Here is a 15,545-nt window from a genome sequence, read left to right as displayed (position 1 = left end):
TTACCAGGTAGATTTCCTTTTAGGTGTTCAGACGGCAAACCAAGGCACGGTTACAAGTATAAAAATAGGCCGCTTCCTGTAGCAAGACCTCCTTTACCAGGATGTAACCTGCCAATTACAGAAGTTTAGCCCGTTAACCCTTTATCTTTCTTTATCAAGTCTTTAGCACCTTTCGGGCCTATGTACCAATGATCACACTCATCCCTTTTGAGCAACGTTTCTGCTATAGAACCGTCCAACCTAATAAGGGATTACTTTAATTTTTGTGCTGCTTTTTATGGTAAGATTATATATCTCCGCGATTCTTCTCCTGATCAGTAGTATATGCCAGGCACAAGCCCCCGAAGCGAAGCCGGAGGAGAAGCCCTACCTGAAGCTGGGTGGTGCCGTGCGCTTTAACTATAATCTCTCTACCTGGAAGCAGGACCAATTGGACCGTGGCGGTGATTTTGGCTTTGACATGTTCCGCATCAATGTAGAATCCGCCTACAAAGGCATCAAGCTCAACGCAGAGTTCCGCCACTACTCCCAGGCTTTCGGCGGCTCATTCCTAAAACAAGCGTGGTTCCAGTATGATTTTTCAGAGAAATCGCAGCTACAGGTCGGGCTGAATCAGGTGCCCTTTGGTATTCAGCAATACAACTCCAACAACTGGTTCTTTAACATTACCTATTATGTTGGCTTTGAGGACGACCATGACATGGGGGTAAAGTATATTCACGACACCGGCCGCTGGCAGTGGCAGGCGGCCTACTATAAAAGCGCGGAGGAATTTGTCTTTGCGTTGACTGACCCCAGCCCCAACCGCTATTCTTACGATGTAACCGGGCGAAACAAGGAAAACAACCAGCTCGACTTTAAAGTAATAGGGCGCCTGGGAGATAGCCTGGCCCATGAACTGGGGGTTTCGCTGCAGGGCGGGCTGCTCTACAACCTCGACACAGGGCAAAACGGCACCCGCTACGCCGGGGCCCTGCACTATGAGTACAAAACCGACCACAGCCCCTGGAACATCAAGCTGCAAGCCATGCTCTACCGTTTTCAACCTAAGTATCCTGCCGAAGCTAACCTAAACTTTCTGGAAATGGGCGCTTACGGGGCCAACTACAACGTAGCCAACAAAGGAGAAATTTATACGGCAAGTATCGCCTACCATATTCCTTTGCAAACCCGCCTCGTACAAAGTATAGATGTTTACAACAACTACGGCTTTTACAACAAGCGTATCAACAGTTACGAAAATGCCCATATGAATGTACTTGGTGCGCTCTTTACCGCCGGCCCCATGTATATCTACACCGACGCTGCTTTCGGATACAATCACCCCTGGCTGGGCCCCGAATGGACGAATGCCCTGGCTGCAGGCACACCCGGCGACACCAGATGGCACATGCGCTTCAACATTAACATGGGGTACTATTTCTAACCATAAAAACCCGATGCATGAGTAAAATAAAAAGTGATACAAAGAAATCGTTTGGTCTGGATGTAAACGGCCCTGTGTTCTGGTCATCCATCGTGTTCCTGGTAGTAAGCATTGCCCTTGTACTTATTTTCAGGAAGGATGCGGAGGAGTTTTTCAGCGCCACCCAGGCAGCCATTACATCCAGCATGGGCTGGCTGTTCATCCTCAGCGTTAACATCTTTGTAGCGTACTGCCTGTACATGGCTTTCAGCCGGTTTGGCAAAATAAGATTGGGTGGCAAAGATGCCAAACCGGAGTTCACCACCTCGGCCTGGTTTGCCATGCTCTTTAGCGCCGGTATGGGCATAGGCCTGCTGTTCTGGAGCATTGCTGAGCCGATCAACCACTTCCAGACGCCTCCGCTGGGGGAGCCCGGCACACCTGCCGCCGCCCGGCAGGCCATGAACTTCACGTTCCTGCATTGGGGGCTGCATGCCTGGGCTATTTATGCGCTGGTAGCATTGGCACTGGCCTTCTTTACCTATAACCGGCAGCTGCCACTTACCGTGCGTTCAGCCTTCTACCCTTTTCTGGGAGAGCGCATCCATGGCGTGGTGGGGCATGTGATCGATATTCTGGCTGTGATCGCGACGCTTTTCGGACTAGCCACTTCGCTGGGGCTGGGTGTGCAACAGGTAGGCGCTGGGTTACACCACGTATTTCCCGCCATTGTGAACGATATCACCACCCAAATCATTCTTATAATTGTGATTACCGGCATTGCAACAATATCGGTCGTAACAGGGGTAGACAAAGGGGTGCGAATCCTGAGCGAATGGAACATCCGGGTGGCGCTGTTTATACTGGTGGCCGTGATGGTGCTGGGTCCGACTGTTTTTATACTTGGCTCCTACGTGCAGAACACCGGTTCCTACATCGGCAACTTCATGCAGCTCTCGTTCTGGAACGAGGCCTACTCCACCCGAAACTGGCAAGGTTCCTGGACGGTGTTTTACTGGGCCTGGTGGATTTCCTGGGCGCCGTTTGTGGGCATTTTTATTGCCCGGGTTTCCAAAGGGCGAACCATCAAGGAATTTATACTTGGCGTGCTCATCGCCCCCTCCCTGCTCTGCTTCCTGTGGATGACGGCCTTTGGCAGCACTGCCCTGCGATACACCCTGGCCGGCGATCCCACCATTGCAAATGCCGTCGCAGCCGATATGTCCACCGCCTTGTTCGTGTTCTTTGAGCAGCTGCCTTTCTCCACCACGCTTTCCGTGATCGGCGTTATACTTGTAGCAGGCTTCTTTGTCACTTCTTCCGACTCCGGTTCGCTGGTAGTGGTGAGCCTGACCTCCGGCGGCAAGCTCAATCCACCGGTCGGCATACGTATTTTCTGGGCGTTGGCAGGCGGCGCTATCGCGGCAGTGCTACTGATCGGCGGCGGCCTGCAGGCGCTTCAAACTGCTGTCATCATCACGGGCCTGCCCTTTGCCATTATACTTTTGCTGATGTGCATCAGCCTGTACCGTGGCCTGAGCGAAGAGGCCGATGAGGAAGAAAGGCTCGGAAAGGCTCAACAGCGCAAGGCGTACCAGCAACTTTTAGCCGAAATGCTGGCCAAACGGGCCCGGAAACAGGACGCCAGAACAGCTGAAAGTATAAAAGACACTCCAATTTTACCCAAATCACCAAACCCAGATGAGCTATGATCCCAATAGATGCCATGATGGTCTGTCTCGATCTGACCGACCTGGACGAAAAACTCGTTGCCTTCTCCCGCTCCGTCTGCGAACGCCTGCAGGTTCAGAAAGTATACTTCGTACACAACATCAAACTCTACGAACTGGCTGATGATTTTCGGGAAATGCTGGGAGATCTGGATCTGAGTAAAGAGGTAGAAGGGAATATCGACGATATAGTAGCAGAGCAATTCGATAACATCACCGATTACGAAATACTGATTAGCCAGGAGCCCAACACTGAGGTAATACTGGCCGACCTGGTGCGGCGCTATCGCATAAAGCTGACACTATTGGGTAAGACCATGAGCGGAAATAGAACCGGCGCGCAAGGCACAAAATTACTGCGTATACTTCCCTGCAGCGTGTTGGTCTGCCCCGAAACAGCCAGTTTCAACATCCGGAAAGTACTTGTGCCGATCGACTTTTCAGATACTTCGCTACATGCGCTCCGGCTCAGCAAAACGCTCTCGGACCAGCTGGGGCTAGCGCTGGAGATCCTGCACGTATACCGGTTGCCAACACAGTTTTTTCCGCTCATATCGGAAGAAGAAGCGGTTCGGAAAGCAGTGGAAGTGGTAAGAGGAAAATTCGCCGACCTGCAGAAGCGCCATCCGGAGATTGCCGGTGTGCCTTATACGCTGGTGCGCGCGGCCAACAAAAGCATTGCCGAACGCATTGCCCTGCACCTGGAAAAGGGGCACCACGACCTGTTGGTACTTGGCTTGAGAGGGAACAACGCCCTGCCGGCACTAAGCCTGGGCAGCGTGCCTACCGAAGTATACAACTCAGACATTGACGTACCGCTGTGGCTGGTATACGCCGACGGGGAAATCAGGAAGTAGCAGGTAGTGAATGAAGCATGAACAGCTTGTTTTATAAAGGCACCTTGGGATAATTAGAAACCTCCATCTCTTTGCCATGCAGGGTATGAAGCAAGCGGCTCGGGCGGTTGTCTTTTGCTAATTGGTGCGCCCGGGCAAGGGCTTTATCCTCCTCTTTAAAGGTCTCCACGATCGTTTTGTTATCCAGCACTTGCCACTCCTCTTTTATTTTGTTCCATTGTATGCGGTAAATACGTTCAGCAAGGTGGGGCTTGTGACGAATCAGGTCAAGTATAACTTTTCCGTCGCTGTAGCTGCCGTCCGGATAAGGCATGGGTAGCAGCGCAAAGAAGATGTAATACATCGAGAAGTATGTGAACTGGTAGGTAAGCATACTTGCCTCCACTGTTCCTGCTTCCACCAGGTACATCACAGCAAGGGCTGATATCGCGTTGAACAGCACTCCTCCTGAGAAAATAAAAATGTGGGGGAAACGCTGGTTATGCTTCAGGTTATCGAATGAGCAGAGGCCGTACCAGAAATAGTATTTCCGTACTTCCAGCATGCCCAGGCGGAAAAGCACATCGCCGGTGCCAACGGTTACTTTGATGTTCTTGCCGCCCATCAGCCAGGCAAAAAACACATGCCCTGCTTCGTGCAGAAAAGATATGACTGGAAGCACAAGAAAAAAGGCCAGGATGAACTTCGGGATGTCGTCTATGCCAAACATGATTCTACTTGTTACGGCAAGCCAGTAGGGAGTGGTGGTTTACAGAGCGTATATTTTGAGTTATCCCTGGTGAAAATAATAGATATCGGACCTGTTTGTTTTCCCTGGCTGTGCATAACGACAGCTGATCCGCGTAGCTTGCCGGCTAACTCCCGGACATTATTCCATAGGAAAACCCGGCGTATGTCTTTTCTGTTAAAAACCTGTCTTGCCCGGCCGATGATCGTTATCTTTGCAGGAGCTTAACGGAGCGGGCTACTTTATTTCAGTCCGTGAAGTTTTATGTAAGCTGTTATACTATTATGCATGGCAGCAGTTTGCCATTGTGGAAAGCTAATTTTCATTCCTATGAACGCCAGCAAAAAATGCCCTCACTGCGGACAGTGGTCGCGCTGGACCCAGAACCCCGCTGACCGCTGCGAACATTGCCAAAGTATACTTGACCCCGTTGCCGTTGCCCGGCTGCAAGCGCGGCAGGAACGCAAGGAAGAAGAGGAAAAGCGCTTCTCCATTGAATTCATCCAAATTAACCCGGATGAGCCCTGGTTTACCAGGTTCTACAAACGAATCGGGCTGGGATTCCAGATTGCCTTTGCGTCTATTATCTCGCTTATACTATGGCTCATCGCCTTGCTGGCCGGCTAAGTTGGCGCACCCTTAGTCCTCTGTTTTGGGCGCTGGCAGCCATTTACCTGGGGCATCGGAGCTGGCGCTGGCTGGCCTTGCCCAGGCCTGAGTGGATGCAGCATTACCTGGATGATCTGCTATGTCTGCCGCTCGTTCTCACTATTACCTTATTTGTGCTGCGCTACTTTTACGGCGCTCAGCTGCGGCTCTGCTGGTACCACGTGGCTTTTACAGTGCTCTATTTTTCGCTGGCCTTCGAAGTTTTCTTCCCCAGGTTCCTGCCCCGATATACCGGCGACTGGGTAGACGCAGCGCTCTACGCCGCTGGCGGAATGATCTTCTACCGCTTCCTGAACAGGTAAGCGGCGGCTACAGTGTACCTCTCGTGATTCTGTTCCAAAGTGGCCAGGCGCATCAGGCTCCAACAGCCGCTACACGCTCCAGGTTTACAGTATCACGGAAGCGTTGTTAAAACAGGTTGATAAGTTAATGACTCTCTTTAGCAGAACCTTTAAACAAGCTGCGCACCAGTGTCACCACTTTCTCAATAAAGAAGCCCAATATCACACCTCCCACAGCACTAACAATTACTTTGGCAAACCAGGCAAGCACGGGCACATCGGCCAGGGCGTGTTCCAACGCCTCCAGTCTGTGGCCTAAAAAAGGAATTCGATGTGCAATAATTTCGGCACCCACCCATAACATGGCGACAGTACCAACATAGCCTAGTATAGATAAAAAAGCAGGCATAAACTTTACAAGGCTCCTGCCAAATTTACGGATGGCTGGGCGGAATTTTTCCTGCGCCATATGTAGCCCTATATCATCGGCTTTAACAATTAACCCAACAAATCCATAAACTGCTATCGTTATGAAAACAGCTACAGCGAGCATCACGACGATCTGGTTCAGCAAAGGTTTGTCAGCTACTGTATAGTAGGTTATCGTGATTATTTCAGCAGAAAGTATAAAGTCGGTGCGAACTGCACTTGTTACACGCTCTTTCTCCAGTTCCTCTGGTGTAATCTGCGCCATTTCTGCTTCTGGTTTGCTGTGCGCTTCATCGTGCTTGCTAAACATGGAGTGTACTTTCTCATAACCCTCAAAACATAAAAAAGCACCACCCAGCATTAAAAGCGGATCGATGATCCAAGGGATAAAAAAACCCAAAACTAGTATTGCTGGTCCTAAAAAAACGACCTTGTTTATGAGTGATTTCTTAGCGATCTGGTAAATAATGGAAAGCTCGCGGGAGGGGTCGAGGCCGACAACATACTTGGGCGTTACGGCTGTATCATCGATCACAACACCGGACACTTTGGTTGTTGTTTTGGCCACCTGCGTGGGCACATCATCAAGGCTTGCCGCACTTACTTTTACTAAAGCTGCCACATCATCTAAAAGAGCGAGAAGTCCTGACGCCATTCGTTATTTTTTAGGGTTGAGATTCATTTCATTTTCATTCCATCGTGCTTCACAAATTCATAGCGCCCCTTTGGGCAATGAATTCTGCAGTACTTTACTGCAGGCACTACTATGCTTGATTAAAAGCTACAGGAGCAGCTTTTATCGTTTTTACCAGCTTAAAGTTACGTGAAAGCAGCCGGATCACAACCTAAGTGCCCGGCAGTTTTAATCAAAGGCCTGAAAAGTAGGTATAAAACCTTGGTTCCGGAAACCGTATGTCAACTTGTTAGCCCTTTCCTATAACCTTGTGAGGAGCGCCCTTCGTTTTCTTCTAAAAACTGCAAGCAGAGTGAAAGCAACCAGGGAAGTATAACAAAGCAACAGTACAGATCAGTAAACGGTAATCCGGCAACTATGGCAAAACAGCACGAAGAAGCAATGTCCCCCTGGCCTGCGCATCCTGTTATCTATGAGATCAATACCTTGGTATGGCTAACGGAACTCAGCAGCAAGTATAATCGAACCATCCAACTGGCCACCATTCCTTCGGAAGTATGGGACGAGATCGCTGCATTAAAGTTTGATGCCGTGTGGCTGATGGGCGTTTGGGAAAGGAGCCCCGCCGGCATTGAAATTGCCAGACACAATACGCAGCTACTAGCCGATTTTAAACGCGCGTTGCCCGGCTTTGACCTGAAAGATATTGCCGGGTCGCCTTACTGCGTGCGCCGCTACGAGGTAGATGCAAAACTCGGTGGCTCGGCCGGCCTTGCTACAGCCCGCCGGATGCTTCGGGACCGGGGCATCCGGCTGATACTTGATTTTGTGCCCAACCATGTGGCGCCGGACCATCCCTGGTTAACCGAACACCCGGCCTACTTTGTGCAGGGCACCCCGGACGATGCCAGAAACGATCCTGCTTCCTACATAGCGAAGAATGGAAAGGTATTTGCCCGTGGGCGTGATCCCTACTTCCCGGCATGGCCGGATGTGGTCCAGCTTAACGCCTTCCATACCGGCCTGCGGCAGGCAGCGTTCGAAACGCTCCTAACTATTACGTCGCAATGTGACGGCGTCCGCTGCGATATGGCGATGCTTGTTCTCAACCACATTTTCATGCGTACCTGGCCAGACCGTGCCGGCCCGGAGCCGCCGGAGGAATTCTGGGCGGTCATCAGGGCCGTGAAGGCCTTACAGCCGGATTTTATATTTATAGCTGAAGCGTACTGGGACCTGGAGCGGGAGCTGCTCCAATTGGGTTTCGACTTTTGCTATGATAAAAGGCTGTATGACCGGATGGCACATCAGAACGCCGATAGCGTGCGCCAGCACCTGCTGGGAAATCGTTTCTTTCAGGATAAAAGTGTGCGCTTTATCGAAAACCATGATGAACCGCGGGCTGCCAGCACTTTTGCAGATGGCAAAGGCTATGCGGCTGCTACCCTGATGCTTACCCTGCCAGGAGCAAAACTACTGCACGAGGGGCAGTTGGAGGGGCGCAATGTGCGCTTGCCCGTGTTCCTGGGCCGCCGTCCGGAGGAGCTTACCGATTCGGACCTACATGCCTTTTATAAGCGCCTGCTACAAGCAGTTGGGCAGGATGTCTTTCGTACCGGGCAGTGGGTTGTTTGCGAAAGGAGCGGTTGGCCTGATAATACTACTTATACCCAGGTGCTGGCCTGGTGCTGGGTGAAAGAAGAAGCGCGCTACCTCGTTGTCATCAACTACAGCCCGGAACCGGCCCAGGCGCTTGTACAGGTACCCTTACCCGACCTGCGCGAAAAGGAATGGCACCTGCAGGATCTGTTATCAGCAGAAGCCTACTTCCGGAACGGGAGCCAGATGGTTGAACCCGGCTTATACGTTGCGATGGCTCCCTGGAAAAGCAACGTGTTCCGATTAGAAGCCTTATAAAGTAAGGCAGGCTTATCCGGGGCAGGTATAGTATGCGCTTCCGTTAGAAAGTTTTTCCGCGTAAGTGGATTCGTAATCGCAGGTATAAACAGCAAGTAAGCCCCACTCCTACGTGCCTCCCCTGTCCCCTTAGATGCTGGTTTATACTTCCCATACTCGTTTACAAGGATTTCTACACCCATTTTTTCAGCGTTTCTATTACATCCTGGTTTGTAAAGGGTTTGCATAAATGATCGTTCATACCGGCCTCTATACTTTTTTCAATGTCCTCCTGGTAGGCGTTCGCCGAGAAAGCAACAATAGGGGTGGCTATACTTTCTGCTCTTATTCGGCGGGCCGCCTCCAGCCCATCCATACCAGGCATCTGGATATCCATAAAAATAAGCGCAAAAGAACCGGATAAAACTTTCTCCACCGCTTCTTCGCCGCTATGTGCCGTCGTTACCACGGCACCTAAAATTCTGAGCACCTCCTGCATCAGCAACACATTGATTGGATTATCATCCACGATCAGAATCTGTACGCCTGGCGCTAAAGCAAAAGACAAGTCGTCTTTGTCTTCCTCCGGCAGGATGGTTTTAGCTGCAACCAATTTCACTTCGATATCAAACCAGAAACACGTACCCTGCGCTATACTTGCCGGAGGGCTAGTTAAGCCAATATTGCCCGCCATCAGATTCGCCAGCTTTTTAGAGATAGTGAGCCCCAACCCGGAACCGCCATACTTCCGCGACATGGATTGGTCTGATTGTGTAAAGGATTCGAAGATAAGCCCCTGCTTTTCTGCCGGAATGCCGATGCCGGTGTCTGTTACGGTAAACTTTAATTTTGCTGCAACATCGTTCTCCTTTAAAGCAGCAAGTGTGCAGTGCACTGCTATACTGCCTGTTTCCGTAAATTTGACTGCATTGCTGACCAGATTGATCAGCACCTGATTGATGCGGGTTGGATCGCCGATCACGAACTGGGGTACGTTCTCCCCGAATGTACAGGAAAACGCCAGCCCCTTACTTTCCGCCAGGTGGCCGTAAGGCTGCAGGTGCGACGAAATAATATCCCGGATATCAAAAGGAACGGCTTCAATGGTAATTCTGTCCTGCTCTATCCGGTGCAGGTCAAGTATATCATTGAGCAGAATGGTCAGGTTTGAGCCCGATGTTTTGATCAGATCGACATATTCGGCCTGGACACTGTTCATCGGCGTACCCATCAATAAGTTAGTGAAGCCCAGGATGCCATTAAGCGGTGTCCGGATTTCGTGGCTCATGCTGGAGAGAAACTCGCTCTTTGCTTCGTTAGCGGCTTCGGCTTTGTTCTTGGCTTCTTTCAGCTCCTGCTCTTTTTGCTTGAGCTCCGTAATATCTTTGGCAATGATGAGAATTCCCTCCTTTTCGTGCTGATTATTGAGCAGGTATGAAAAAGAACAGGAAGTGGAAACCTCACGGCATGCGACATCCTGCAGCAGCAACTCCACATTCAGGCATTTTCCTTTTGCAGCAAACCGGTCCAGCACTGCTCCTAATTCGGGATTGGCATCGGATTGGAAAAATTCTGAAAGCGAGCGCCCCACAATAGCCGCTTCCCTGTAGCCGGATATTTCCTCAAAGGCTGCATTTGCATGCCGTATGGTCAGATCCGTATTCAGGACCAGCAACATATCCACTACCCCCTGGTAAATGCTTTGCATAAAATCGCGGGACACGGTCGAATTCTTCAATTCCTGCCCCAGCATACTTACCCCCGCAATTACAGCATCTAATTCATCGCCTGTTTCTGAAATCTCTAGTTGATAATCGAAATTACCGTTGGCCACTTCCGCGATCAGCGTAATAATTTCTTCAATTCTATCTTTAAGTACTTTCACGTAATCTTCTTTTTACTCGTACAGGTGCGCACATGCTACTCTCTTTCGATGGTATAAGTAGCCCCTATCATTTCCATTGCAAAATTGTCTTTGGCCTGGTAGTAGCCCACTTTCGGGTATAAAACGGCCCCAATCCGCTTTTTCTCGATAGAAGCCGATATGCCAAAATTCACCTGCCGGCATCCGCGCGCATTGGCTCTTTTAATCACCTCAAACAGCGTTTGCCTGTAAATACCGAATTCCATCAAGTAATCATAATCCATGCCGATCAGCATCGGGCTGTATACCTGGTCTGCATTTATATGGCAGAAACAAATAGCAACCGGCGTTCTGATCGACGCATATTCTTCTTTGATCGTCAGCACGACAAATTCCCAGTCCTTGCTTTCATTTATTAAACGGAAAAGCTTTTCAGGAAAATGGAAAGAGTTGATGGCGAAATTATTGTTCTTCACATTACGGAATAAACGGATGGCATAGGCCAGTTCGTCCTCCGGTAAGCTGCTTTTGATCTGTACATCAAAATAGTGCTGGTTGCGTTTTATCTTTTGTACAAAATGTCTCCTGTTTTTCTGCGAGAGCGCGCTCACATACTCCTCTTCGCTCTGGCCGTTCAGGTGTTCGATCACGCAGGATTCGGGCAGTTCTATTTTTATAAAACCCTCATCGATCATAAACTCGTGCATTTCCTGGTCATCGGCATCAAAGTCACGAAGTAAGATGTTGCTGACCTGCTCCTTTTCCTGATCAGCCTGCAGCTCTTTGAGCAAAGCCTGCAGGGCTTCCTTCCAGTAAGGGCTTTCCCTGTCAAGGTATAAATGGCTGCCTTCCGTAAACAGGCCGCCCATGATGATGCCTTTCGACGTAAGATAATACGGATTGATTAGTCTTTCTTTTTCGATCGCCTGCGAGATAGAAGCCTGCGAGAACATGTCCTCTTTGTGTAGCGCGATGGCCGTATAGGTCATCAGGAGAATTTTACCGGCAGCATCCGTTACCACGTAATACCGGAAGTCCCAGTTATTCTCCTGCTGCTCGTTTTCCCTAAACGACGCTTCCAGAAACTTCATACCCTGCCAGTCGAACATGGCCCTGTTGCCCAGGTAGTTGTTCCACACCACTTCGTTTATACTTTCGATGGAAGTATAGCTTTGAAGTGTTAGGTTGCTTGTTGCAGGGGCCGCAACAGCCAATGGCTCCGCAGGGGCAACCGCCATTTTGAAGGCTTTCCGTATGTTAGCGTCCGTTTGGTTTGTTGCCGCCAGTGCTTCGTTAAATTTTGCCTGAAGTATGTTCACCATCAAGGCGATGTCTTCAAAAGCATTTTTGAGCGAGATCGTGATCCGGATGCCAATGTTCTTGGCAGGCACCGCCGGGAAAGTGGCCAGGTTCACGTATATGCCGGCCCGGATCAGCTCCTGTACCAGGTAATTGCCCATCTCCATGGTACCGGTCCCGATAAAGAAGATCGGACTGTTATTTTCATGCACCAGCGGCAGGCCGGTAGCATTCAGCAGCTTGTTGCAGTACGCTATCTTTTGCTGCAGTTCTTCCTGGTAAGTATAAATCTCGTTGCTCAGGTGAATTCTGGCCGACGCCAGGGCTGCACCAAGCGTGCCAGGCTCTATCTGCACCGAAAAGGTAAGCGGCCCGCCAAAGTTGTTTACTTTATGGTACCATTCCTCATTAGGGAACAGCGACAGGCCCCCACAGGCGCCAAAGCCTTTGCCCAGGTTGGCGGTAAGCACCATTTTGCGGTATAAGCCGCCCTCCATTTGGCTCATCACATACCCGGTGCCGTGCTTGCCGGCCCAGCTCATGCCATGGGCATCATCCACATACAGGTATAGCTGTTCATACTTCTCGGCAAGCGCGATCATTTCTTTTATCGGCGCATAATCTCCATACATCGAGTAAACCCCGTCGGCCATGTACCAGATGCGCTCGTACTTGTTGCGCTGTTTTTTGATGCGGTCTTCCAGCATCTCCAGGTTGTTGTGGCGAATCATTTCAACGGCTACCCCCTGACTTAGCATTTTTTTAACGGCTTCCTGAATACTGGCATGCGCCTGATGATCGAGGATAACAAGGTCTGTTTGCCGGATAATGCTGGGGATTGTGGTCAAATGCGCCAGGGTGCAATTTTTTGAAATCACCACTGGTGCCTGGTACATCTCTCGGATCAGGCCCTCCAATTCGCTGTACAGGGGGTTGGAGATGTAGGTACGCGACATCGGAAACTGGGTACCGAAGCGCTCAATTGCCTCGATCGCGCCCCGTTTTACCTCCGGGTGGTGCTCCAGGCCCAGATAACCACACGTACCAAAATGCAGCACCTTGTTTCCGTTAAGCGTAAGCGAGCGGCCATTTAGTGATTGATCCTCTGCATGTAAATGAATAATTCCCTTTTTCTTTGATACGGCTAATACTGAATCTACTGTATCCAGGATATTATTATGTCTGATTTTTGCCACTTATTTTTGCTATTATTGTAAAACGATGCTGTATAAAAACGTGTTATAAAAGGTTATTTTGATGAAGTCGGGTGAAGAAAGTATACAAAAGGTGAAGGAAACACCTTATGTTGAAATGTTCCTGCAAAACGGAATATTGCATTTTTATTACAAGAAGATCGAAACAATGGATCTTACCATAGCGGAAGCCTGCGTGAGAGACCGGTTGGAGTTTACAGAACATAAGGCCTATCCCTGCCTAGTAGATGTCATTGAGCTGAAGAATTTTTCCAAAGAGGCGCGCGATTATTTTGCAAAAGAAGGGAATGAAGGGATCATTGCGAATGCCATTTTATCGGGCTCTACGGTTACTAAAATGATGGCGAATTTTTACATCAGCGTAAACAAGCCCACAAACCCGACGCGCATGTTCACCGATAAAAGCAGCGCGCTTAAATGGCTTGCCCAGTTTAAATCCTGATATCATCTTATATAATGCTATTCGGAAGAAATTATTTGCATAATTTGTTAGCATATCCTGCAGAAGTTGCTTACTATTACATCTGAGCACATCACTGTATCTTTATACTTTTAAGTTCTCAAATACATTTTAACAACCTTCCCGCACTTGAATGTGCAAGTTCGTATCTTTATTAGAAATTCTAGTTATTCTACCTGAAATATTTCTGCACAGGAAGTAATTTTAAGGACCGCCTGCCCAACTTGCAGCATCTAACTTAATCCCTATCTGCTAAAGGAAAGCCTTTGTGCTAATACCATACCAAAAATAATTCGCAAAGCAACCGATTAAGCACTGCCGGAAGCGAGACCGCCTACGTTGTTTTAACAATACAAAGTGAGTCTGGTATCTAGGCTGATCAGATGAGCGGTTACAGGCCCAACCCTACCCCCAACCTAGCGTACTATCAGGTACTTTTACATCAAACATCAGAGCTTGTGGGCTGGCCCGGCCGCGCGATGTTCCTGTGCGAAAGCCCCCGCAAAAGGCTGACCTAGCTGGCTGATTGTGATACCTCAGTTTACCTAAGTATACGCATCTATGACTATTGCTATTATAGGAGGAGGCCTAAGCGGCACTTTAACGGCTATTCAGCTGCTGCGCAACGCCGCAAGCCCTACTACCATCTACCTCATAGAGCAGGACAGGTACAGAATGAACCGCGGGGTTGCCTACTCCAGTCAGTTGCCATTTCAACCCTTAAACGTGCCGGCATCGGCCATGAGCCTTTTTCCGGAGGAGCCACATGACTTTTTTCAGTGGCTTACAGCGCAGCAACACCGGTATCAACAGCATTTACAGCAGCCTGTCAGCAAAAACGACTTTATCCCCCGGTTCATCTTCGGAGATTATCTGAAAGCCCGTTTACAGGAAGCAGAAATCCTTGCACCTAAAAACATCTCCTTTATAAAGGTATATGACGAGGCTGTGGCGGTCGATCGACAAGAGGCAACTTTCCAGGTTGCTTTTCGTGATCACCAGCCTATAACAGCACATAAAGTAGTGTTGGCGCTGGGCAATTTGCCGCCCGGCAACTTACCTATTCCCAATGCGGCGTTTTACCAAAACCCTGCCTATGTTGCTTCTCCCTGGGCAGCAAAAGGGCTTGCGGATTTACCCCCTGAGGCATCGCTGTTGCTGATCGGATCCAGCCTTACGATGGTGGACCTGGTGGGTAGCCTGCAGGCCTGCGGCCATAAAGGAAAAATCTACGTGGTATCCCGCCATGGGCTGCTGCCCCAACCTGTTGATCTTGCCACAGAACCATACTCCAAGCTTAGCCTTCCTCTCCCCGCTTCATCGTCAGCCCTAGCATTGCTCCGTTTTATCAGGAAAGAGGTTAAGGCAGCCACCGCACAGGGCTATACCTGGCGAAGCGTGCTAGATGCCCTGCGCGAAGCGATACCAGCTATCTGGCACGCGTTGTCTTTGCCGGAAAAGAAACGCTTTCTGCGGCACGTCCGCCCTTACTGGGAAATTCACCGGCACCGGATGCCTGCCGGTTCAGCGGAAATGCTCAAAGCGCTACAGCAACAAGGGCAGCTGGAAGTAATCGCGGCAAGTATAGAGAACATGAAAGTGGAAGAGGAAATGGCTTGTGTCACTATTAAAAGAAGAAAGCAGGCTGGTATGCAAACCTTAACCGTAAGCCGGGTGATCAATTGTACAGGGCCGCAGGGCGATTTCACTAAAGTAAAGTTGCCCTTGGTGGAACACCTGTTAGCGTCAGGCCTGCTTTTACCCGATGAACTAAAGATGGGACTGGTAACCGCCCCGGACGGCACTTTAGTAAGCAAAGAAAGATTGGCCATAGAAGGCCTTTATACCTTAGGGCCTCCCCGTAAAGCAATGCTTTACGAATCGACTGCCCTGCAGGAAATACGGCAACAGGCAAAAGAGCTGGCCCAACAACTGCTACAGGAAAACAACCATTATGAACGATCTCCGCTGGTCAGCTAAACGTTATTCCCAGCTATCAGAAATCCCGTTTCATACAACTTTACCGGCATCCACTTACTGATTTAGAAAAACCAGCCCATGCCTCAGCACTTGCAAAAAG

The 15,545-nt window shown here is 49.7% G+C and carries 12 protein-coding genes; 8 read left to right on the top strand and 4 right to left on the bottom strand.

The genetic code is table 11. From position 1 onward, the window contains the following. The first annotated feature begins 277 nt into the window (after positions 1 to 277). The 3 genes from LWL52_RS06265 to LWL52_RS06255 are packed head-to-tail and all read left to right on the top strand — an operon-like array spanning position 278 to position 3,992. Entirely contained in the window at positions 278 to 1,426 is a 1,149-nt protein-coding gene (locus tag LWL52_RS06265; protein WP_242917989.1) for a porin, read from the top strand. A 17-nt stretch (positions 1,427 to 1,443) separates the two neighbouring features. Continuing rightward, positions 1,444 to 3,117: a BCCT family transporter gene (locus LWL52_RS06260; RefSeq protein WP_242917987.1), complete on the top strand. Its 1,674-nt coding sequence runs from the start codon at positions 1,444 to 1,446 to the stop codon at positions 3,115 to 3,117. Beyond that, positions 3,114 to 3,992 carry a universal stress protein gene (locus LWL52_RS06255; protein ID WP_242917985.1) on the top strand — a complete coding sequence of 293 codons (879 nt, stop codon included), beginning with the start codon at positions 3,114 to 3,116 and terminating at the stop codon, positions 3,990 to 3,992. The genes LWL52_RS06260 and LWL52_RS06255 overlap by 4 nt, the downstream gene beginning before the upstream one ends. Before the next feature lie 31 nt (positions 3,993 to 4,023). Here LWL52_RS06255 and LWL52_RS06250 read toward each other — a convergent pair whose 3' ends face one another. After that, positions 4,024 to 4,701 carry a site-2 protease family protein gene (locus LWL52_RS06250; protein WP_242917983.1) on the bottom strand — a complete coding sequence of 226 codons (678 nt, stop codon included), beginning with the start codon at positions 4,699 to 4,701 and terminating at the stop codon, positions 4,024 to 4,026. A 348-nt stretch (positions 4,702 to 5,049) separates the two neighbouring features. Between LWL52_RS06250 and LWL52_RS06245 the strand changes: the two genes are divergently transcribed. Both LWL52_RS06245 and LWL52_RS06240 read left to right on the top strand, forming a co-directional pair. Continuing rightward, positions 5,050 to 5,346 (top strand): hypothetical protein, encoded by a 297-nt coding sequence (locus tag LWL52_RS06245; RefSeq protein WP_242917982.1) that lies wholly within the window; start codon positions 5,050 to 5,052, stop codon positions 5,344 to 5,346. After that, a complete protein-coding gene (locus LWL52_RS06240) occupies positions 5,319 to 5,690 on the top strand; it encodes a hypothetical protein (RefSeq protein ID WP_242917980.1) in 372 nt (123 codons plus the stop codon). The genes LWL52_RS06245 and LWL52_RS06240 overlap by 28 nt, the downstream gene beginning before the upstream one ends. Positions 5,691 to 5,814: 124 nt before the next feature. Here the strand turns inward: LWL52_RS06240 and LWL52_RS06235 are convergent, their stop codons facing one another. Then, a complete protein-coding gene (locus LWL52_RS06235; RefSeq protein WP_242917978.1) occupies positions 5,815 to 6,753 on the bottom strand; it encodes a DUF808 domain-containing protein in 939 nt (312 codons plus the stop codon). Between the two features lie 396 nt (positions 6,754 to 7,149). Here LWL52_RS06235 and LWL52_RS06230 point away from each other — a divergent pair, with 396 nt between their 5' ends. Beyond that, positions 7,150 to 8,649 carry an alpha-amylase family glycosyl hydrolase gene (locus tag LWL52_RS06230; RefSeq protein ID WP_242917976.1) on the top strand — a complete coding sequence of 500 codons (1,500 nt, stop codon included), beginning with the start codon at positions 7,150 to 7,152 and terminating at the stop codon, positions 8,647 to 8,649. A gap of 172 nt (positions 8,650 to 8,821) precedes the next feature. Here LWL52_RS06230 and LWL52_RS06225 read toward each other — a convergent pair whose 3' ends face one another. Then, positions 8,822 to 10,513, bottom strand: coding sequence for a PAS domain-containing hybrid sensor histidine kinase/response regulator (locus tag LWL52_RS06225; RefSeq protein WP_242917974.1), 1,692 nt, complete (start codon positions 10,511 to 10,513; stop codon positions 8,822 to 8,824). A gap of 35 nt (positions 10,514 to 10,548) precedes the next feature. Continuing rightward, entirely contained in the window at positions 10,549 to 12,987 is a 2,439-nt protein-coding gene (locus tag LWL52_RS20640; protein ID WP_242917972.1) for a GNAT family N-acetyltransferase, read from the bottom strand. Positions 12,988 to 13,048: 61 nt separating this feature from the next. Between LWL52_RS20640 and LWL52_RS06215 the strand changes: the two genes are divergently transcribed. Both LWL52_RS06215 and LWL52_RS06210 read left to right on the top strand, forming a co-directional pair. Beyond that, a complete protein-coding gene (locus LWL52_RS06215; RefSeq protein ID WP_242917970.1) occupies positions 13,049 to 13,447 on the top strand; it encodes a DUF7793 family protein in 399 nt (132 codons plus the stop codon). A gap of 579 nt (positions 13,448 to 14,026) precedes the next feature. Beyond that, positions 14,027 to 15,445, top strand: coding sequence for an FAD/NAD(P)-binding protein (locus LWL52_RS06210; protein WP_242917968.1), 1,419 nt, complete (start codon positions 14,027 to 14,029; stop codon positions 15,443 to 15,445). The last annotated feature ends 100 nt before the right edge of the window (positions 15,446 to 15,545 follow it).

It is taken from the genome of Pontibacter liquoris, assembly GCF_022758235.1.
GTDB classification, from domain to species: Bacteria; Bacteroidota; Bacteroidia; order Cytophagales; family Hymenobacteraceae; genus Pontibacter; species Pontibacter liquoris.
This window is presented reverse-complemented; position numbering and strand designations above follow the sequence as displayed.

Bases quoted from the DNA above. Each gene is read 5' to 3' on its own strand.
- LWL52_RS06255 (WP_242917985.1), top strand. From the start codon at position 3,114: ATGATCCCAATAGATGCCATGATGGTCTGTCTCGATCTGACCGACCTG.
- LWL52_RS06260 (WP_242917987.1), top strand. From the start codon at position 1,444: ATGAGTAAAATAAAAAGTGATACAAAGAAATCGTTTGGTCTGGATGTA.
- LWL52_RS06250 (WP_242917983.1), bottom strand. From the start codon at position 4,701: ATGTTTGGCATAGACGACATCCCGAAGTTCATCCTGGCCTTTTTTCTT.
- LWL52_RS06245 (WP_242917982.1), top strand. From the start codon at position 5,050: ATGAACGCCAGCAAAAAATGCCCTCACTGCGGACAGTGGTCGCGCTGG.
- LWL52_RS06240 (WP_242917980.1), top strand. From the start codon at position 5,319: ATGGCTCATCGCCTTGCTGGCCGGCTAAGTTGGCGCACCCTTAGTCCT.
- LWL52_RS06265 (WP_242917989.1), top strand. From the start codon at position 278: ATGGTAAGATTATATATCTCCGCGATTCTTCTCCTGATCAGTAGTATA.
- LWL52_RS06230 (WP_242917976.1), top strand. From the start codon at position 7,150: ATGGCAAAACAGCACGAAGAAGCAATGTCCCCCTGGCCTGCGCATCCT.
- LWL52_RS06215 (WP_242917970.1), top strand. From the start codon at position 13,049: ATGAAGTCGGGTGAAGAAAGTATACAAAAGGTGAAGGAAACACCTTAT.
- LWL52_RS06235 (WP_242917978.1), bottom strand. From the start codon at position 6,753: ATGGCGTCAGGACTTCTCGCTCTTTTAGATGATGTGGCAGCTTTAGTA.
- LWL52_RS06210 (WP_242917968.1), top strand. From the start codon at position 14,027: ATGACTATTGCTATTATAGGAGGAGGCCTAAGCGGCACTTTAACGGCT.